A 21983-nucleotide genomic window follows, 5' to 3' on the forward strand; every position below is an offset into this window, starting at 1 on the left:
TATTACAATTCTAATTCCTCTGAATTAGTAGTAGGTTGTTGTGGAGTGTGAGATTTCTGGGAATGTACTTCAACCTTGGGCGTATAGGTATTGTTAATAATCTGGCTACGAGTATTGAGCAAATCCTGAATAATATCACTCAAAGGAGGGAGTGAGATGTTCGTTTGCCCAATGTTCTGCTGCTCGAATTGACTTTGAAGGAGAATTTTCTGGTAAAGTTCACGTTGCTCTCCAATAGTCAGCTTGCCAGTTTTTGAAAGTTTCTCCCGTAAAGGGTTGTTGTACTGATTGGCAACACTAGACCAAGTTTTATTCGTTTCTAAATCGTGCCAATGAGAGGCGATGTCAGGATGGAGAGACACGGGTGTATCACGCTTTGGGTCAGAAGAAAACTGTGGCTGTGCTTCTTTTTGAACCTGCGATCGCAAATCATTAACAATATAAGCTAATGGTGGAAGCACAATATCAGTACGCCGAAAGTGATTGATTTCACTCCAAGCCTGATTTTGAATCTGCTGGTAAAGTTCACGCTGTTCACCAACAGTTAATTTTCCAGTTTCCTGAATTTTAGATTGAAATTCTAAATGTCCTTGCGCTACAGTCTCATGACAAAAACCATCTTTTTCTAACTGCTCCCAATATTGTTTCAAAACTGGATGTAGTGGTAGCACAGCGTTATCTAAGTTAGAAGAAAAATTGGGCCGTTTTGTTGGTTGTGATGGTGTTGTGCTGTTAGGTGTTGGTGTAGTTGAGTGTGATACAGCATTCTGTTGTTTTGGAGAATTAGAGCTTACTCCTTGTGGGTTTGATTGTGTCTTGCGATCTGGTACGTTGGGCGTAGATTGAGTAGATTGGTGTGACTGCTCCTCGTCTAAATTACGGGTAATTTCGGGATGAATGGGCAAGTCGATGTCACGGGTGTCTGTCGGGTCGCCAAATAATGCTTTGTAATTAATATGCAGCTTTTGAGCCAATAGTCTTAACTTCTCCAAATCAGCTTCAGTGATAGCCATCCCTTGGACTTGATGAGTCATACCTGTGTCAGTTTTCTCAAACTGAAAGCGAACAGATTCCCGATTTGTACCATTGTGTTCAGTTTTGAGTAATTGCAGAGTAGATGTATTGTCACTGGTTTGCCGAAAAAGAATCCGGTAATTGCCCAAGGTCAAATCGTCTTTCTCGAAGCTAGTAATACTTTGTGTGAGTATTTTTAATACCTCGTTTTCTTTGAAACTTTCTAAAATATTGTGTGTGCCTTTAGGAGAGACTGAACCAACGACAGAGGCTATTTTGCGAGGGTCTTCATCAACCGAGGGCAATTCTTTACCAGCTTTCAGGTAGTCAGCCACTAACAAAAACTCCTGCCTTTCAATAGGCAGAATGTTAATTTGTTTTTCTCCCCAAATTTTTGGCTCAGACTCTATTTCTGTGTAAGAAAGTTTAATATTGCCTACGTGTCCCCATTTATCAGCTTGAAAAGTCATTAACTCTACATCATCATGGCGACGAGAGATACTGTATTTATCAGCACCATGATTCTTAATTACAAAAGCATCAGCATGGTAAATTTTGCCACTGGTCTGCTGTTGTTCATCTTTCGCTTCAACACCATATTTTTTTAACAAACTATAAGCAGCAAAAGCTATTTGTTTATTCTCGCTAGCTTCTAGGCGCTTTCTAAAAAAATTAGGCTCATAAACTGTAACATTTTCTTTTTTAGCCCAGGAACTAATGCTTTTTGTGTTTTGTGGAATTACAGGAGTTTCAGTTGGCTGGGCTGGCTCAAAAGCAACATCTAAATGAATAATATCTGAATCAATAACTTTTATATCTATAATTTGTGAACCAAGGTCAATAGGTGATTTAGCACGACTTTTTTTAAATACACCAATGTTTGCTTCTAATTCGGGAGCATCTGTCACAGTAAAATCTCCTTTTTGTTGAGCAATTGTTTTGACTGTGCCATCTTTGAGCTTGATAGTAAAACGTAAACTATCAAGTTGATTTTGATGCCATGACTCTAAAGCTATAGCTCCGGCAGATAGCTTTTCAAAACTTTCTCCTCCCTGTGCCACTATAAAATCATCTACACCCTTATCCGGCTCTGGCAGCGTTATTACTTTAACGACAGCACCAAATTCTTGTAATAACCTTCCTGTCTGACAAATATCTCTTTGGATATTGAGTTTAGTTTCAGGCTTCGTTTCATAATCAAAGCAGATTTTGATTTCTCTACTCTTAGTTGCGAAAACAGCTAACTCATCAGCCAGATAGGAATCACCAATTTTCTTGCCCCACTCGTTTTTGGGTGAGCGATAGCCGGAGGAAATTCCCGGTAGTCCGATGGCTGCGTGACCTTGGCTTAACAGACTAGCCGCCTTCTTCGCGCCCTCTGTAATGACGAGTGGGATATTGTGTTTATACACACAATACCAAAAACCACTTAAGCGATCGCTGTCGGTGGGGTTTACTCCAGCTTTTGAGTAAATATTTTGGGCAATTTCCCCTGGAACATCTAGTAAGAAAATACTCAAATCAACTGATGGTGGATGCTCATATTTGATGAACTTGCCTTCAACCGCAACAGTAAACCCATCTTTTTTCACGGTTTTGGGTCTGGGGCGGTTTGGCTTATAACATCCCCATTCTTTAACTTGAGGTTGCTCACCAGGGGTAAGATTAGCAAATGTGCGCGGGTCTACTCCTGAATTACACCACCAGCCACCTGCATCTAGATGGGAATAGAGTTCTAAAAGCCTAATAGAGAGGCTACCTGTATTTGTACGTGAGAGTTTGTCGCTGATCATCAGCCGTTCCCAAGCTTCATGTTCGCCACCGACATAGCTAAAATGAAGACTAGAGAAGTTGAGATGTGCAATATCTGGTGCGATCGCGCTGCCTACTACGAGTTCGTGCCAATGTTGCGGATCAATATGTTCTGGGTGAGGCGGGATATCTTGAGTATTTTGTCGCTCAAGTTTTTTACTACTTATGCCATTGTTGGCGCTTTCAACTGTAAAAAAAACATTTCTATGGATGGAAGCATTTAAATCTAAATTTTCTTGGTCTTTAATAGGTAGATATTCCTGGGGATTTTGAGAATCGATTGGTATAGTTAAAAACTCAACAGATGTGGCAGAAGGCGGAAGAATTAAGGGGGAATTGGGGTTGGGTAAAACTGGAGGTAAATCAGGAGCAGGAGAAAAATTAGGTGGTGTTATATCATTACTACCGGGGAGAAGTTTAGGCAATAAATATGCCATTATCTCTTCTACTTGTTCTATTTCCTCATCTGTTACACCTTCAAAGTTACCTTTAGACCATTTCCAGCCACCATCCTCATCAGGAGTAAGAAAATAAGTTTCTTCTCCTATTTCGATTCGACATTTTAGATCAATAGCTGATTCTATTGATTTGTAAATAAACTCTCCTAAAGGATAAATAAAAGCTCTAATAAAATGCTGACTAGCTCTAGCGTAAGCGGAAGTGAGTTGCAAATGTCGTTCATCAAACATATTTTTTATTAATTATTTATACACTGTGCCTTGTGCTGTACTTTTGTTTAGGAACAACAGTTGCAGCGGATTTGCAAATATTTATTATTAACAGGGTTTTCTAAAATCCGAGAACAAGATTGACGTAAAACCTCATATTGTTGCCACTTAGCCCCCAAGTATTTGACATCAATGAGCTTACCTTGGGGTGTAACCCGATTAAAAACAATATGAATGTAAACGTTACTTGGATTAATATCAACAAAACAAATGTACTGCAAATCATCCCAGCCAATACCATGAATATATTGATTAACAATTTGAATACATAATTTTTGATTTAGGTTAATATAAATATTTTTCAAACTGATGACAATATAGATTCCCAAACTCTTAAGTCTTGGTCTAGTTCCAGACAAGGCATTAAAATCATCAATAATTTGAGTTGGAGTCAGATTAATATCAATGAAACTACTATTAGCAAGAATATACTGTTGAGATAAAGTTCTAATTAAGTCAAAATTATCAATCTTCAATTCTTCAATAGTCATTTTCATAATATTAAAACCCGATATCAGAAGGAACTTGGTCTTGATTAACCATACTGCCAACGTTTTTTGATGTCAGACCGGGATTATTAGAAACCGCTTGAGGATTTTGGGGAAGGGGAAAGCGTAACTCAACTTGCCTAACTCGTAAAGCTAAATCCTGCCTAGAGGGAAATTTCTGCGTACTTCTCCTAGCTAGTAAACTAACAATTCTCGCCCATTTAAGTTGATTGTATTTCTCAATATTTTTGAGAGCTTGAGAAATTTTAATAGTTTTCAATAGTGGAACTGAACCTTCGTTTTTATTAGCATAAGTAGGGTTAATAAAAACGCATTTACCAGCAATTAACTTCAGAAATTGAGCCGATTCAAAAAGCTTTCTAGTTTTTTCTTGATCACTAATACTAGTGCTGTTATTTTTACTACCAGTAGAACGGCTTTTTTGCTTGTACTTAATCTCTTCATCTCCCAAGAAGTTGGAGAATAATTGCGCTGACTCGTTCTCACCAGGATTGAATATAAACTTAGTGCTGCAAGCCCCCAGGATCGCCTTAGCGATATCTTTACCGTAGTTCTTCTCAAGCTGCCCCATATTTTGGAAGCCGATAATACCACAGAAGCCCTCAGAACGAGATTCGTTGAGCCATCTATACAGGTCAGGTAAGTAAATCGAGGGTAATTCATCCAGTGCAACGATGAGTGGATCAAGTCGCTTTTTGGCAATGTTACGGGCGATGGTCATGTGTAAAATGCTGGTCATCAGGGGCCTCTCTGCATCTCGGCGTTCTCTGTCTAACCCGAAAATAATCATCTGCTTACCTTTAATTTCCAAAGGTAAAGTTGTCTTACCGATGAAACAGCCTAGTGTGTTTTTCGCCATAAAGCGAGTGAACATAATACTGGCGGTAGCAACAATGCCTGCAACAGTTTTTTCAGATGCAGCAGAACTGAACAACTGACCAAAAGCAATTTTTACCCAAGGGTTAAGGGAAGCAGCCATCAGGCGCTTGACCATAAGTTCACTAGAGAGTATTGCAGCACAAGTCATGACATCGGCGTAATCGCCAAATTCTTTAGCTAACATCAATATTGCTTGAGTCAGCTCGACCCCCGAAGGGCCAAAGAACCCATCTTCAGTTGAATTGCCCAAAAGTCGAAAATTCTTATTGATGACAGTGGAAATTTGTCGGGCAGATTCAGCATCACTGCTGTCTTTGAGGAAGTCTAAAGGATTGCAGACTTCAGATTCAGGAAATCCCGGTGCAAAGATGTGAACATCATAGCCCTTATATTTAGCATAGGCAGCAATTTTCGCTTGAGAAGCGTATTTGAAGTCATAAACTATACATGGAAATTCTTGATCAATTGCCGAGTAAATCATCGGATTAATGGCACTGAATGTTTTTCCACTACCGGGAGCGCCGATAACTGCCGTACCTCTTTGCACATCAGGAATATAAAAAGTATTAGTCTGCCAACCCAAAATACGCTTGTGAGGTCTGGGGAAAGGGGAAAGGGTAAAGGGTAAAGGATTTAAAACCTTTCCCCCTTCCCCCTTACCCTTTACCCCGCCAAGTTCACTTGGCGAACTAGTAGTGCCACCACCTTTTCCTTGATGCTTACCAATGTAAAGTGCCGCACTATCACATTGGGGATTGACGATTTGCAAGATGGCTTTTTTCTGAGCAGTAGCAGTTTCTTTACTACCACCCCAATAACTGGTAGCAATTTTCTTCTTGTTACCATCGCCAAAAAACACCCTCATCAAAATATAAGCACCAAGTAAGGACAAAACTGTTAGTCCATTGGGGGTGAAAAGAGAGTGAGTGTACTTGCCAATTGCGTCATTATGATTTTGTAATTGCTCAAATCGAAATCCTTGAGAATTAGCGCTATTTATTTTGAAAGATTTGCTCATTTTAAGGTAGAGAATTAGGTTGACCAAGCCCCTTCGGGGCAGGGTGTAGGGTGTGGGGTATAGGGGAATGTCACTAAGAAAACGTGAAACCTCGCGCTTGGCAGGGTGTTGGGGGTAGGGTGTAGGCTGAGTGTGTTTAAGACAATTAACCTTTAGTTGCGTCACGGAGTTCAACATTTTCTTGATTCCCCACACCCAACACCCTACCCCCTACACCCTATTCTGGTTGACCAAGAACGATGGGGTCTTTCTCTTGGTACTCAATAAAAGGTACAGGCCCTATGAAGTATGGACTGCAAGTGCGACCAATGAAAGGGATAGTTTTACAGATACGGAAAAACATAGTAGTCTCCACCTTTCCACTGCCTTCATAAATATTCCAAACAACTTGCTTAAAGCTGGAGCCAAAGGGGTTTCGACCAGTAGGCTCTTTACCATCATTAAGAGCTTTTAAAATGCCAAATCCACCATTAACCTTTTGGAATTTCCCAGATATCCATTGTGTTCCAGTAGTCTCACCAATGCCGGACATTTCCGCATGAGCGCAATTGTTTTGTAGACAGGGAACATTAAAGCCATCTTGATAGCTACCAGATATAGAGCGGGTACGGTTAGCCTCAATATCTCCCAATGGCAGATCAAATGAAGCAACAAATGAAAGGTCGAGTGTTTCCAGCCCTGGCAAATTATCCCATGTCAAAGTTGATAGTCCAGGTACTCCATTAATTTTGGAGTCTTGCCAATTCTCAAATCTATTAATAGATGTGTTTTGAATGTCGGAAATAGATGTTAATGAGTAATTTTTTAAATTTATTACTCTTCCTAATGGAACGTCACGTAAACGAGAATTTTGGCTGGCGTTACCTATTGTGCCCCCAGTAATTCCAAATCTTCTCAAAAAATCGCTCACAGGTTTAACACTTGTAACATTTCTATTACCTAAGCCAGGAATCGCTTCGGTTAAAGATGGTAAAGTTTGCCATTGAGTTAATTGAAAATCATCTAATGTTAACCTACTTAAATTGATTCCTTGTACTGAAGCTATGGTTGAGAGATTTAAATTTTCTATTGCTAATTGAGGTGTTTCAAAATCTCCCAGTTCCATAAACTCGCTAATGCTTTGTCCTGCCGTCCAGGTTCTAGTTTCTGTACCTCTTGTGCTTGGGTAGGTAACACTGCCACTAAGAGAAATAATCATGTCGCTAAAACGCAAGCGCGACCAATCAGGAGTAAACCCATTAGGAGAATTTACAATGGGTACTTGTGCTGAAGCCTTGGGCAGCAAAAAGCCTACAAAAGAGTTCAATAGCCCATATCTTATGAAACTATGAATAAATAAGCTACCTACTAAACTAAAAAAGATTAAGTAACGTAAGGCGTTATCATTGAGGCGAAAAGGTGATTTCATAAACTATTACCTTGTCTTAAATTATCAGAATTATTATTTAAAGCAATTAATTTGTTAACTAAGTCTTGAGAGACAGAAGCCTTATTAGCAGCAGTAGAAATGTCATCACCTGCTTGTATATAACCGATTAACTTTTGCAATCGTTGGTGTAGTTCATCTTGCTGAAGAATCCATCCACTTTTAATAGCGACAACAATACCGCCTCGAATTTGGTTAATTGTTTGCTGTGTTTTAACTAATGATTGCAATTGAGGCTTCGGGACTGTTTGTTCTCGTGCGACATCATTCTGGATCGTTACCTGACTATATTTAGAAGTGCCATTACTTGTTGCTAGCCGAAAACTGTAAGCTTTACGCTCCCCAGAGGATGACTGCGTAATTACTGTTAACAAAGTGGTAGATGTTTGCGGTATTCCGGGAATGTTTACTCTCTTGATCCGCCGCAGATAAATCAGCCCAGCACCGGGGTTAGAGCAATTTTGATCCAGTCCCTCTAAGCAACCATCTGTGTCAAGCAGAATTTGCGACGGATCATCTAACCAGACTTTTTTGATTGTCTCGCCAATTTCATAGAAAGAAATTGCTACACCGTGACCATTCCAGACGTTGATAGTTTGTAGTTTGGCCTGCGTCCCACTAGCCATTGATTGAAAGATGGTACGGACAACTGGGGCGGCAATTGTGGATATTGGAGTCAGAGCGAGAGCCAACGCTAGAGTGCCGCTTGTAACTATGTCAATTATGCTTTTCATGGCAACTCCAAAGAACGATTTACATTAAAAGTGACTTTGGTTCCCTGTGGAATAAACCAAGTATTAGGGCGAGAAGTAATTTCTTGAGTAGCACGTTGATTGCGTTGACTAAGATTTTGGCTGATGTTACCAAAAAACCCTGACATTAACGCACCAGTGAGATTGCGCTGATTGCCACTACTACGTTTGCGAATCCTGCCTGTGAGTTCATCAGAAATTTCTTCTTCACTATCCGGTTGGTTCATAATCTCCCCAACCTTCCCTAATGCAGACACAGCGCCACCAAACAAGTCACTACGGGCAATCTCGCCACCCCTGTCTTGAAATCTCCGAGCAATCAGGGGTCTACCACCTTCCCCAGTCACAGAAATCGCACCCGCTCCTATCGGATATTCTGTATTATCTTTGATGATCGCTCTAACATAAGCGACAGCGTAACTGCCGCCATCAACCGAAGCTAACTCGACTGCAAACATTGTTCCCGAACGGATTGCCACTTGCCCATAGTTATCGCGTAAATCCTCTTGCAGCCTAGCAATAGACTTAGTGTTATTAGAGGTTGGTGTTTGTGTCTTTCCTTGTCCTGAACTATTAACTGTGGTTTGAACTAATGGGGTAACGATCACACCACTAGCAAATGAGCCAACTGTCAAATAACGAGTTTGTTTTCCTTGGAGAATTTGGCTTTCTTGAGGTAAATAATTGTTAGCTAAAGTAATCTTGTTAACTTTAGAAGTTGCTTGCCACCTGGGGCGGATCTTTTCAATCGACTCGCTTGCCACCTGGGGCGTGGTTTGGTCAAAATTGTTTGTATCTGTTTGTTCATTCGGTTGATTTTGAATTGCTTGAGCTTGAGATTGAGCCGGATCTAATGAAGATTGTTTGCTGGTGCTAATTTCGGTGTATGCGATTTTGCCGTAAGAACCGATGCCTCGGAGTTTGTTCAATTGTTCAAGAGGATCTAGGGGCGTTACTGTCCGTGCAGATATAGAGGATCTTGGAGAAAAACTCGTGCGTGTTGGTGGCTGAGTGTAGGTTCTTCTAGGTTGTGGTGCAGTCTGAGTTACGCGACGTGATTGTGTATTTTGAACCGGATATGGCGCAGGTCGTGGAGATGGTGGGTTAGATGGCACAACTTTTTGGTCTACTGAAACTGGTACTGGCGCTAGTTGGTCAAATTTATTTTTGTTAATGCGACCTAACTCATCTTCTTGATCCGACAGAGCTAGTTTTGCACGAGCGTCACCATCCCCCTCATCATCTTGTGTTTGTTCTGTAGCAGTAATAGTTTCCCCTGGCTTTTGACCAATCTTTGGTGCTGGTGCGGGATTGAAAACGCCATTGAGCATCAAAAATATCGCTAAAAATCCAACTCCAAAAGGGACAGCAATTATTGCTAGTCTTGACCAAGGAGAAGTGACAAATGTGTGCTTAGTCGCTACTAATAAACTTTCCAGTTCTGGTGCTTTTTTAGCATTAGTTTTATTAGTATCATCTATTTCAAGCAAATCCTCTATAGTTGATACAGACCCTTTACCGTTGTCTTCGCTCATTTCCTTCTCCCGAAGTTTAAATCTACAATTTCTGTAATTTCTAATCCGGCGCGACGGGCTGCATAAATCTTCTTAGCTAACTCAGTGGTATTAGCTGGGATATATTCTGGATTAGAAATTGAAGAAACTGTAACGGTTTTATTGAAAGCAATTCCTTTACCTGAGTTATACTCACGGTCAAAAGTTACCAGTGTACCAATAAAATCTATTTCCCATTTCCCTGATTTAATTTGACGTGGTTGGGATATGAATCGGGGAATTAAAGATACTTGAGTATCACCATTGAATATACCTGTCGGAGTGATTGATGCTAATTTCTTGAGAAAGGCGGGGCGAAATCCTTCATTTTCACTTAAAGCAAATGCAGCATCATAGGCTCTAGTCGCAACCCGACTATTAGATTTATTATTAAGTTTACCTACTTCTACCCCAATATCTTGCTTAGTGATAGGTTCTCCTTGATCATTAAATGCTTTTACTAATCCATCCCAATTAAACGTAGTAATAAATGTATCAGATACAAATTTTTTAATTACTTCATCAGACCGTTCTTTTGGGTCTACTACTCTAGCGGCGATTGTCTCTCCTGAAGAGAGTTGTACTAATGCCAACTGTTTTTTATTTAAAACACTAACTGCTCCATAATTTAGAAATTGTAATAATAGAGAAAGCGCAGCCATTGAAAACCCAGCCAGGGAAATTATTCCGACTCTTGTTGTTACATACTTGTTGTAACTAAGTAATTGTAATGGTTCTTTGGGTTGAGTTTTTTTTTGATGATTCAGCATAAGTTTTATTTAGCCAATTTTCCGACTAAACTACCACCTTTAGTAGCAACACCTTTAGCAACCTCAATAGCAATACCACTATAAGTTTCAGTAGCTTTATTAATTTGAATTAAAACAGAAACGCCACCACCAGCCGCTAAACCTGTAGCTAAGAATGGCGCAATTATACCAATTGTAAATAGGAAGAACATTGGCTGATAAGATTTAGATTCAGCGACTAATTGCCCGGCGAAACCAACTATGATATTGAAGCAGAGCTTGCCAAAACCTACACTGAAATATCCTACTAACCAACTGTAAATTGATTTAGCTCCGTAAGGTAGCAGAGAACCACCAACAGCTACAGGCCCCAACAGTGCTGTTACAAGCATAGTCAGTTCAATTCCCCATTGATAAGCCCCATTCATCCCGACTAAAATTATCGTAACTATATCAGTAACAGCAGACCCAACAAAAGCATTAATGGGAGATAACATTAAATCGATTCCATTTGCTTTTCCATCTTTCACATCATTAAAAGCATCGATAGCGCCATCAACCGCATCTATAAACCAAGAAAAAGCTCCATTATTTTTGTTAAACTTATCTGGATATTTTTTGGTTAAATCTTCTTTAGCTTGAGCCAAACAGTTAATTTGTTCTTGTTGACTTAAAGATGAATTCCTACATTTATTTACAGCAATACCAATAGCGCTACGTGCTGCTTCAGTTCCCAATGCACTTTCAAATGCTTGCTTGAGGTCAATTCCTGCCGCCGCTTCGCTAAGAACTATATTATTTACATTATTAATATAGTTTCTAATCCCCAAAGTTGACTTTCCTAGTACATCCCCCTTATTACTGAGCAAAAGAACTACTATTAACGGCCAAATAAAGTCTGTATAAGCTCTTTGTTCTTCCCCCGCCATCATTTTTTTTGTCCATTCAACGACGAAGAAAGTTAGTGTTGCTACAGCAAATAAAGCTCCGACTGTACAAATTGCTGAATAAACACCACCTGTAATAGTTTCGTTCCAAAGCTCATCAAATCCTTGAGCTATTGAAGCTGCATTTTCTTTTGCTAAATCAGCTAAATCACCACCATCTAGTTTGGCTAGTAAAAACATGATTTGAATCCTTGCTCAATACAGTAATTTTGTCAGACATTTGAACGCTAGTTGATTGTTTGTGTAGGAAGGAAAAGCTCTTGTAACTTTCCCTCCTACTGTGTTTCTATACCCTTTTAATCAGTCAGCAGAAGTAGGATCTAGCCGTGCATTAAGTACCACTTCATGCACTAAAGACAATCTGCCATCTTCTTCGGAGTTCTCCTTTTGCCTTTGAGAATCAAGATGCTCCGCTACTTGCGTTAGCATCAAGTTAGAGTAAGCATTGTCCTGTCGGGCTAATAAAGAATCAGTACGCTGCTGTGCCAACATTGACACAATTAAGCCGTTCTGAGACGCGATCGCTTTGAGAACGTTTTGAGAGGCATCCATATTCTGCGCCTCATCAGCAATACCTTTTGCAAGTTTAGCGATTTGTGCAGTAGTATCAATTTTTTCTTGAGTTTGCTGCTGTCCTTTTTTTCCAATCACGCTGGCAATCGAGCCAAGCGTCAATTCACGCTCTAGCTTCTGTGCTTTTTCTTGGGCGACAGGATAAGAATAATCATCCTTGAGCGTATTTTTCAATTGTTCAGCCGAAGCGATTGGGTCAGGCGCACCCAATTGTCCAATAGAACTATCAATTGCCGCATTAGCATTTTCTTTGATGTCACCCCAAGCACTGTTAATCTCACCCTTGGCCCATGCTTGAATTTCCGAAACTTCTCCTTGAAGATCCGATACGATAGAACTAAAAAAATCGTTGATGCTGATGCCATAGCTAGGTGCAGCAATAAAGAAACTGCCAACTGTAGCAGAAAGTATTACCCCAATTGTCCGCTTTTTCATTTAAGCTACTTGTCTTGTATGTGATTTTGAAAGTAAATTCTTCGCTAATTCTGATAACTCTTCCCCCCGAATCATTCTGATATAATCCTCACTAAATTTGACTAACCCAAGTAGAGGATTATCTTGATAGTGCTTGAGAAACAAACTGCGTAATTCTTGTTCGTTTGGATTATTAGCAACTGAGGCTAATAAACAATACGCAGGATAATAGCGACAGAATGTGAGTTTACCGTTATCATCAAGCAACCATTGTGAGTAAATCCCCGACTTTTTGGGATAAAAAGCTTCTGTACTGTTGACCCTGATGATTTCAATAGGATATTTAAAGCGAACAATAAACGGGTCAACGGCTGATGATTGAATCCTGCCTACTAAACGTGTAGTTATATTGGCAAATATCTTCTGTGCAGATGCGCTCTGATATATAGTCTCTGGTTCTTGGGCAGAGATGATGACGCGGATACCAGACTTAGCTCCATTGGCACACAATCGCCCAATCAACGAGGCGATCGCATCGAATTGAAACAATATTGGTGCTTCATCAAGGAAGAATATCGAAGCTTTTGATGATAATGCACGACGTAATGCAGCAGAATATGCACTAAGAGCGAGTATGGCAGCATCAGCTTCACTCGATAAATTACGTAAAGCGAATACTAATAATTTGGCATTAGTTCTAAAACTGGATGGGCGTGAGATTGATTGTCCTACCCTGGTACTCAACCAATAATTTATTCTCAGCCTGATTTGCTGTAAGGCTTCGGAAATCTCTTGACTCTTACTAGCAATAGAATCTAATTGTATGAAAGCTGGAGAACAAAAATTATAAAAATCTTTGAGCGTCGGAGTTTCGCTCCAATATTGGCTTCCAAATCCATTTTGTATTGCTAACTTGTAGCGCGATTTAATTTCGTCATCATTAAAAAACGTTTTTAATGTTAACGCAATGATTGACTCAATATTAGTGGTAATCGTTGGGCTGACACCAATCATGCTCGTCCCTATCACCATTGTCATTAGCACTGATTTGAGGAATTCCTTAAAATCGTTCAATCGCTCATTTCTCAGTTCTGCATCCAGAGAGCGCAAATCAGGAAGTTCAAAAAGATTGTTTGATTCTTTGGAGATGTCAAAGTATGCCCCATCTTCGCCCAGCAGATTTGTGTAGTCGGTGAATGTAGAAGTACCATCTGGTTTAGGATAATCTAGTGCCACTACCGGAATATCTTGTGCAAGTGCCGGGGTAAGAATACCTGCCACCAATACAGATTTACCTGAACGAGTTGCGCCGAAGACTGCCAAATTCTTATGATTTTGGTATAAGTCTAGATGTACTGGTGTGCCCCCTTCTTCTGCAATCAACTCAAAGCCAGTGCAATCGCCTGTGGCAGTCCTAATCAACGGCATCAGCCCTGGTGCTTCCGAACTAAAATATGGCAGTCGGCGGTTAAAAGGCTTGGTTAACAACGGCTCCCAAACAAATGGGCAACACTGCAACCATGTCTTCCAAGCGTATTCAATCTCCCGGTCAACTACCGCCGGACGCAAGAAATAGCTGGCAAGATATCGGCAAGCTTCGTCTAATTCCCGTAGGGTTGGACGGTGAACCAGAAAAGCAACTGCGGTATGCACTACTACACTACCTTTATATATTGTCTTCTGCGCCTCTACAGCCGACTCAATATTCATCCCCGATTTGACATCAATATTTCCTTTATCTGTAGATAAAGAAGTGCTGGTAATTGATTGTTTGGTAATGCGTTGAAGATTTGTTTTAGAAATAGCTTGATTTGCCTTTGTTAGCTGACAAATAACCTCTGTATCATAAATACTATCTCTAGAGATTAATTCCCACAAATAACGTAATTGAGCTTGTTCGTCATACCACCCCCCTGGCTTTTGGCTGAAGTTGAGCGCCCCAATATATTTATTTTGTAGTTTTACCCATTTTCTATCGAAAAATGGCACAGACTCCTCATTCTCTAACATCTGGTGGCGGATGTGAAAATCGCTCGTCTGAGTTTCTACTATTCCATCTATTGGGTCAATTTTTAATGGATTAGGGATTGCCGGAGGAGTAGAGCAATTAAGCTGTTGCCAAATTGTTGACCAAATTTCTTCAGCACTTAAAACCCTAATCCCCAACTTCATCTTGTTGCCCAGGATAGCTGACCACTGTAAAAATCCATCGTTAAATGAATTTTGCAGAATATTTTCAATTCTAGTATTGTTATGGGCGTGAATTTCACCTGTAAAGCGAAACCAGCCCTTTTCTAATTTTCTAATCAGAGATTCTATAAAATCCTTAGACCGTTCATCGTCATCAATAACAGTGTAAGTACACCATAGTCTCAAAAACTTATTCTTCCTAGCTCCACTTTCCGTTAGTTTTTTAGTCCTTAATCTTTCACTACGTATTAACAATTTTAATTGGTCAATCTGACAATTACTCTCTAGCTTGGACAGTTCTTCTTGTCGGTGATAATCAGACGTAAAAGAACCTAAATGTATTGTTAAGTTTTCCCCTTCGGGAATTTCTTTTAGCCCCGCTTCTATCCCCTCAAAGATAGGCAGCATTTGCGATGATTCTAAATTCGGATGAATCCCTAAACAATCAAAGCAGAATTTAATTTGAATATTTTCACCTTTTTTAAGAATTAATGCGCCTACGCCCTGCCTACCTCCTAAGTTGAGGTCACAAATCCCCGCTAAATGGATAATATCTTCAAAGGGAGTGAGCATTTTCACAACACTAATCTGCTCGTTTTCTAATGCGACTTTACCTAATTTATCTTTAGCCTTATTAGAAGAATTTGGCATAACTTTACCAATCACTGAAATTTAACTAAAACTTAGAACTTAGAACTTATTTTTCTTCCGACTTCCGACTTCCGACTTCTGACTTCTGACTTCTGACTTCTGACTTCCGACTTCCGACTTCCGACTTCTGTTGTATTGATTGAAATCTCATATATCCCCTACTAATCCGAGGGACGCTGACGAACTTACCGAAAAAGTCTTTATTTGTAGAAATTGTCCACCATGTTGCCCATCCCCAAGCAATACTTAATCCTGTACCTAACCAACTTGTTTTCAGTAGATAATTAAAGATAAATACATTGACTACTGCTATTAATGTCCAGGCAAATATTTGGTCAGCAGGGAATGGCCCTAGCCTTGGTCTTTCTCCTAAAATCCTATTTACTGTCCGAAAATCATGTTTCGTTGACATACTTATTGATTTAATAAAAAGTTATCAGCTATTAATGCAAATACGTATTTATCAATAACTGATAACTGAAAAAGCTTTTTTACTGAACAATCAAGCCAGTAATTAAATCTCCAACAAAAACTGCCATAACTATGATTAATGGAGTTCTTGCTAGTGTCTGCCAGTCTTCATCATTCCGGGCAGATTGAATAATCCGAACTAGACTGATACCAACATATAATAGGAATAAAGCTCTTAATACATTGAAAAAAAGTGCGATAACTGCTGATGTTTGTCCATTACCGGCATTACCAAAAGTGTTGGTCATCCAAGTTTGAGCATTATTGAAAAACTGAGCATTAGCTGGAGCCGCCGCAAAATCAATTACACAAATTACTGCTAACAGTGCAAACAACACAGCATAGACATTAACTCCATACTTTCGTTGTACTTTGTCGAAGTTAGTAAATAATGCTTGTGACTGTTTCGGCAAGGCAATGACGATGGCAGACGCAATCATAAATCCACCCATCAATATATTGTGGACGGACATCTCTGCTATCATCAACACACCAGTCACACCCATGAGTGTAAGTGTGCTTTTTGTCGCCCTCTCATTCTTTGGAGAAGGCGAGAGGGTTGCTGTTGGCGAAGCAGCAAAATCTGGGTATCCATAAGAAGTACGCATCTGCTTTCGTTCTCCTGAACGATGTCTTGAGGGATAGGCACATTCTTGAATAAGTCAACCCCAAAATCCACAAACTCTGGTACTGAAAAAAACAGAACTGTAGTACTGTATAAACATTTCTAACAGCAATCATCTACGTAGATAAAAATCTCTTTCTTGTATTATCAGTCTTTGTGCTTGATATAATCACATCCTTAATCATTATTTAGTATAAATATTTGTGCAAACTCTTCAGTAAGTGCCAAATAGGGGGGATTGACTATTGGCTAGCTTTATGATTTAACATATCGAAATTAGCTTTAACAAAGTTTGGGGATTTAAGTTAAGAGCCTAATTAAAATCCCCGTTACAAAACTGTACTTCCGACTTCCGACTTCCGACTTCCGACTTCCGACTTGTTTAAGTATCCCTACTCTCCATAAATTTAACTTTACCTTCGATACCTCACCATGTTTTGCATCATCACTAAAAACTGTTAAAACTTGAGTGCATGTATAGAACAAATATGTATAATACTTGCAGCTTGTAATTCAGCATTTGTTAGAAGTAGATATTTGGTCAAGCAAGGAAATTGGGAATTAATTTTCATAATCATTTGTTGGAGTATTTATGAGTACAAGAAAAATATTTACAGCACTTGTTTCAATAGGTGTAGCACTATGCTTAGGAGCTTGCCAGTCTGAAAGAGACTTGGTTGCTCAGGCAGAGAATGACTTAAAACCTACNTATGCGGCGGCAACTGATGAGCAAAGCCAAAAAGATAAGGAAGTACAGGAGCAAATAAGGCAATATGTAGAAGAGACACCTAACTTATATAGAATAACTTGGAAGGTATGCGGAGATTATAGAAGTCGTCTTCGGGATGGAGTAAGATGTAGCGAAACTAAAATTCCCAAAACTAAAGGATATGTTGATCCCGTTTACGTCTGGGCAGCTAATGGCGTGCAGTTTGTTAATAAGCAACACTTTGTTAATAGCTATTGGGCTACAGGATTGTTTGTCAAGTCTAAAGGATGCTTGAACTCAGGTAAGCCAGGACAAGAGCAATTTTATAATGTAAAAAATTTCACCAGAGATAAAACGAATGCTGTTCCTACCGCAGCAAACGTGAAGATTGAAGCTCTGTCAAAGCAGGAAAAACAAACAGTAGTAGAACTTGCCTTCAAGGACGCAGAAGTAGAAAATTATGCGCTGAAAAATTTTGGTGTGTCAGCAACCACAGGATTAATACCCACTGGGAAAACTTGCTTAACATTAGACGAATGGAAGAAGACGCAATCGTAAACATCAGGCACAGTCGCTTCCTTGGATCGCAGTTCAGTCGCGGCAACTTCCTCCATCTCCACCACAACCAACGCAAGTATTGTCTTATTCTTTCTTAGATAAAGAAAATATTTGTAATCTAAAACACTNNNTGTTACGCAATTATAATTACTGTAGGCATTTGTATGCAGTAAAACTTTCTGCATTATACTCATCTAGGTAAATAGGCTAAATAAACCTACCACCAACATATTTATTTACCTAGACAATTATCATGATACAGCAGGGGGTTNTTGTTCGATGTTAAACTTGTATTTTTAACTGTGTAATTTACGACATCATAAACTAACTCGCAATCACCTAAAGTTCCTTCGCCCATTAGGGAGCATCTTGGCGTTCGTAAATAGAATTCGATAAAGTAAAATGGCACATCAAGTTGGGATAATCTCTTTTAGTCGTAAATATTTTTACCCCTGACCAAGATGCCAGCGCCTTTAAAAGTTGACCTGTCACCAATAGAAGATCAAGCCCTATTAGCACTCACTCAAGCAAAAGGTATACCATCAAGAACTCAAAGTCGTGCCACTGTACTACGATTATCAGCCGCTGGATGGACAGTGCTAAAGATCGCACAATACTTAAAATGGCATCCACAGACTGTACGCGACACAATTCATCGTTGGTACTGGGGCAAACTCGATAGTTTGTGGGATTGTTCGCGTCCAGGTCGCCGTCGCCGATGGCATAACCCAAATATCAAGTCTCTGCTTCAATTCAAAATATCTTTATTTAGCTCTCAACTTATTTTTATTTTATTTTCTTACATCTCTTACATCTATTTAATGCTATTTCTCCACAGTCATGGCGTTTCTACTACTTATGCAGTCAAAATTTACAGGCATTACTTGGATGAAGCACTCGCTACTCTCACCAGCAATCCCTACCAGTTAGCTGCTGACATCTACGGTATTGGTTTTCTGAGAACTGATAAAATTGCCTTTTATTTAGGAGTTGCGCCTGATAGTCAGTTCCGTTACCGTGCTGGTTTAATTCATGTTTTGAACGAAGCTGCTGCCGATGGGCATTGCTATTTACCCCAGCCAAAACTCATTGAGAATGTTATCAAACTGCTGACTACACCAGATCACACACCCGAAGAAGATGCCCTCGCTGATATTATCAAAGACATGGCACTCAAGGATGACTTAATCCGTGAGAAAAGCGAAGACCAAACGCTGCTATGTTATCTACCAACGTACTTTCACACCGAACAGAACCTTGCTCAATTAATACAATCTAGATTTTGCCAACCAGTTGCACAAGATATGCCTCGTGTTCGCGCCTGGATTGAGCGCTTCACCAAGAGTCATAAAATCAAACTTTCACCACAGCAACGGCTAGCGGTAGAAATGGCTGCATATTCAAAGGTAATGATTCTTACTGGTGGCCCCGGTTGCGGTAAAACTTTCACCACCCAGACCATAGTCTCTCTGTGGAAAGCAATGGGCAAATCTATCGCCTTAGCTGCGCCTGCGCCAACTGGACGCGCTGCTCAACGCCTGAGTGAAATCACACAACTCGAATCCAAGACGATACACTGCTTGTTGGAATTTGACCCAGAGACAATGGGCTTCTTACGCGATAATCAAAACCCTTTACCCCATACCGCAATTGTCGCGCTAGAAGCTAGTATGCTTGATTTGTTTCTGGCATCTTCTTTGGTAAAGGCGATACAATACGGTTCCCAACTACTGCTAGTGGGTGACATTGACCAGTTACCCTCTGTGGGCTCGGGTCAATTCCTTGCTGACTTGATTAATTCTGGTCACGTTCCGGTGGTGCGCTTGACCAAGGTATTTAGGCAAGCCCAACAGAGCGCAATTATCACCGCTGCTCACCAAATTAACCGAAGCCAGTTTCCCACTATTGAACCGATTTCCGATAATCCCGTGTCTGAGTGTCTGTGGCACGGCGGCGGTCATCACCCCAAACATGGTGTTAAAGCAATATCCGAAATCATTACAGACTTGATTCCCCGCCTGGGTTACAATCGAGCTACTGATGTGCAAGTGCTTTCCCCCATGTCGCGGGGTTTGCTTGGGACTCGTAACCTCAATACCGTATTGCAGCAGTTGATTAATCCGCCCAGTCCCGACAAAGTAGAGATTACCAAGGGCGGGAATTTATTACGAGAAGGCGATCGGATCATTCAACTGACTAATGATTATAATCACGATATTTTTAATGGCGACTTCGGAATTATCAAGGCCATTGATCCTGAAGAGATGGAAGTTACTGTACAGTATCGTAAGCATACTGTCGTTAGGACGAGAGCAGACTTAAATCAAATTGCCCTCGCCTGGGCCCTCACCATTCATCAAAGCCAGGTTTCAGAATATCCGGTAGTAATTCTGCCAATTTATACGCAGCCTTATATGATGTTGTCTCGTAAACAGTTGTACACAGCATTAACTTGTGCCAAGCAGTTAGCGATTGTCGTTGGTTCCAAGAAAGCGATATCCAAGGCTTTGCGTTCTAGTGACGGCCAACTGCGATATACGCGATTACAGCAGCGCTTGGAAAGCGCTTTTTTGCTCCCGACGATTGCAATTTAGAAATGTTCAACTTAACAATTTCACCCACCTTGTGGTTGTTGCTCTCAATCAAGAGTGAGAAATCTGCTAGCTAGCTGTGCTTTCGCCCACAATTCCACTCGGTTTGTACACTTTTCTTGCTGTCTCGTAAGCGACGGCGGGGCATTTCATTACTGGTAAGTGCCTTGGCAATTCTTGAGAAACTACTTCTCTAGCTCCCGTTTGCGGTTCTAGAAAAAAAGTGTCTTAAACACAAAGCAATCAAGCCGCCTTTGGCGGCAAGGCAGGAGGCAGGAGGCTCAGTTGGCAGAAGGGACACCTCTCCCATGAAGGGAAAAGGTTTGTGCTACGGACGCATCTTTTTTCGTGCTGTGCATCGCACTTCGTGCCGCTTCGCTAACGAAAAGAATATTCCTACTTTTTCGCCCACTAGGGGCGAAAGCGTTGCGGAACGTAGTTCGGTTTGTACCTTTTCTTCCAACTGAGCCTCCTGCCTTTCTTTTATCAAACCACTCTCAAAAAATAAACTAAAAATGACTCTATAGTTTTATGGCGTGATAGCGCTTAAAAAGCAGTACACTGCGGCGTGAATAAACTTTGGAGTCCGCTCTTTGACCTCTTATATCATTTATTAACTATAAAGTCATTTTTAGTTTATTTTTTTCACCTACTTTTAGGCTTTTCAAAATAAATACCCTGCTGAACAATTGCATAGCAGTATTGTGTTTGTCATGCTCCTCAGTATTAGAGGTGTACTATACGCAAAAATCGAGAAATTTTCATTCGCTTGAGGGTGAGTTGAAACGCCCATTTTAAAGGACAATAAAAATCAGACACTATAAAACCAGACGAAACTACACTTGTGTCTGATTATTAAGGGAGTAATAATAATGACGCTCTCTCTTGTCCATATAACAGCGCATAGAAAGGCTCTTGCTTCCTTGCCAGTAGCGCAGGCGGAGGCGAAGTTGATTGCGCTGTGGTTGGAGGGAAAAGCGTCGTCTTCTATTCGGGCTTACCAGCGATACACTAGGCGATTTCTGGATTTTCTGGACAAGCCTCTCAAAAAAGTGACTTATGAAGACTTGGTAGAATACGCTAGTTCTTTTGGGGGCAATGCCGAAAGCACAAAGCGGATATACATAGCTTGTGCCAAAAGCTTGATTAGTTTCGCTCATAAAATTGGATATCTCCCTTTTAATGTGGGTATGGCACTAAAACTGGGTGAATTACCAGATGTAATCAACGAACGCTATCTCGATGAAGCTGATATTAAATTGTTGGTACGGGCAGCTTCTAAGCATTTAGCTGATGCGAAAACTCCCAAACGACAGTACACAGCCCTACGTAATTTGTTAATTATCAAACTCTTGTATCAAGCAGGGTTACGGGCAAGTGAAATCTGTGAGCTGACTTGGGGAGATTTGACACCCCGTGGTGAGAGTGGTCAAGTGTACGTGCGAAAAGCCAAAGGCAGTAAAAATCGGACAATTCTCATCAAGCAGAAACTCTGGACGGAATTAATGGAGTTCAAAGCTTCGGCTCACTCCAATCAAGCAGTGTTTCCAAGTCAAAAGGGGGGACACCTCGACCGTCAAAACTTACACCCGATTGTTAAAGCGATCTCCCTTGAAGCTGGATTAAGCGAACTAGTTTCTGCTCACTGGTTACGTCATGCCCACGGTTCTCACGCCATTGAGCGCGGGACTAATCCTGTATTGGTGAAAGAAACTTTGGGTCATGCCAATTTAGCCATCACCGATCGCTATCTCAAAGCTAGACCTAATGACAGTAGCGCTTTAAACTTGATGGATCTTTGACATTTTGCATGA

The 21983-nt window shown here is 40.4% G+C and carries 14 protein-coding genes; 2 read left to right on the top strand and 12 right to left on the bottom strand.

Annotated elements, in window-relative coordinates; all coding sequences use genetic code 11:
* Positions 1-2: 2 nt before the first annotated feature.
* The 12 genes from QUD05_RS01540 to QUD05_RS01595 all read right to left on the bottom strand — a co-directional run bounded on the left by QUD05_RS01540 (position 3) and on the right by QUD05_RS01595 (position 16294).
* Positions 3-3515, bottom strand: a complete 3513-nt coding sequence (locus QUD05_RS01540; protein ID WP_289794373.1) for a DUF3854 domain-containing protein — start codon at positions 3513-3515, stop codon at positions 3-5.
* Between the two features lie 47 nt (positions 3516-3562).
* Positions 3563-4051 (bottom strand): relaxase/mobilization nuclease domain-containing protein, encoded by a 489-nt coding sequence (locus tag QUD05_RS01545; RefSeq protein WP_289794374.1) that lies wholly within the window; start codon positions 4049-4051, stop codon positions 3563-3565.
* A 4-nt stretch (positions 4052-4055) separates the two neighbouring features.
* On the bottom strand, positions 4056-5960 hold the full coding sequence (locus QUD05_RS01550) for a type IV secretory system conjugative DNA transfer family protein (RefSeq protein WP_289794375.1): 1905 nt from the start codon (positions 5958-5960) through the stop codon (positions 4056-4058).
* A 217-nt stretch (positions 5961-6177) separates the two neighbouring features.
* Positions 6178-7368 (bottom strand): hypothetical protein, encoded by a 1191-nt coding sequence (locus tag QUD05_RS01555; RefSeq protein ID WP_289794376.1) that lies wholly within the window; start codon positions 7366-7368, stop codon positions 6178-6180.
* Positions 7365-8120, bottom strand: a complete 756-nt coding sequence (locus QUD05_RS01560; RefSeq protein ID WP_289794377.1) for a hypothetical protein — start codon at positions 8118-8120, stop codon at positions 7365-7367. The genes QUD05_RS01555 and QUD05_RS01560 overlap by 4 nt, the downstream gene beginning before the upstream one ends.
* On the bottom strand, positions 8117-9673 hold the full coding sequence (locus QUD05_RS01565; protein ID WP_289794378.1) for a TrbI/VirB10 family protein: 1557 nt from the start codon (positions 9671-9673) through the stop codon (positions 8117-8119). The genes QUD05_RS01560 and QUD05_RS01565 overlap by 4 nt, the downstream gene beginning before the upstream one ends.
* The gene (locus QUD05_RS01570) at positions 9670-10461 is read right to left on the bottom strand and encodes a hypothetical protein (protein WP_289794379.1); all 792 of its coding nucleotides are present in this window, start codon (positions 10459-10461) and stop codon (positions 9670-9672) included. The genes QUD05_RS01565 and QUD05_RS01570 overlap by 4 nt, the downstream gene beginning before the upstream one ends.
* Before the next feature lie 5 nt (positions 10462-10466).
* Entirely contained in the window at positions 10467-11567 is a 1101-nt protein-coding gene (locus QUD05_RS01575) for a hypothetical protein (protein ID WP_289794380.1), read from the bottom strand.
* A gap of 120 nt (positions 11568-11687) precedes the next feature.
* Positions 11688-12395 (bottom strand): hypothetical protein, encoded by a 708-nt coding sequence (locus tag QUD05_RS01580; RefSeq protein ID WP_289794381.1) that lies wholly within the window; start codon positions 12393-12395, stop codon positions 11688-11690.
* Positions 12396-15215: a putative type IV secretion/conjugal transfer ATPase gene (locus QUD05_RS01585; RefSeq protein ID WP_289794382.1), complete on the bottom strand. Its 2820-nt coding sequence runs from the start codon at positions 15213-15215 to the stop codon at positions 12396-12398. It abuts the gene before it with no gap.
* 46 nt (positions 15216-15261) lie between these two features.
* Positions 15262-15627, bottom strand: coding sequence for a hypothetical protein (locus tag QUD05_RS01590; protein ID WP_289794383.1), 366 nt, complete (start codon positions 15625-15627; stop codon positions 15262-15264).
* Positions 15628-15706: 79 nt separating this feature from the next.
* On the bottom strand, positions 15707-16294 hold the full coding sequence (locus tag QUD05_RS01595; protein ID WP_289794384.1) for a hypothetical protein: 588 nt from the start codon (positions 16292-16294) through the stop codon (positions 15707-15709).
* A 1745-nt stretch (positions 16295-18039) separates the two neighbouring features.
* Here QUD05_RS01595 and recD2 point away from each other — a divergent pair.
* Together recD2 and QUD05_RS01610 are read left to right on the top strand one after the other, a co-directional pair.
* A complete protein-coding gene (gene recD2, locus QUD05_RS01605; RefSeq protein ID WP_289794386.1) occupies positions 18040-20172 on the top strand; it encodes an SF1B family DNA helicase RecD2 in 2133 nt (710 codons plus the stop codon).
* Between the two features lie 869 nt (positions 20173-21041).
* Positions 21042-21971: a tyrosine-type recombinase/integrase gene (locus QUD05_RS01610; protein WP_289794387.1), complete on the top strand. Its 930-nt coding sequence runs from the start codon at positions 21042-21044 to the stop codon at positions 21969-21971.
* The last annotated feature ends 12 nt before the right edge of the window (positions 21972-21983 follow it).

Origin of the sequence: Nostoc sp. GT001 (assembly GCF_030382115.1) — a bacterium.
Classification (GTDB): Bacteria; Cyanobacteriota; Cyanobacteriia; order Cyanobacteriales; family Nostocaceae; genus Nostoc.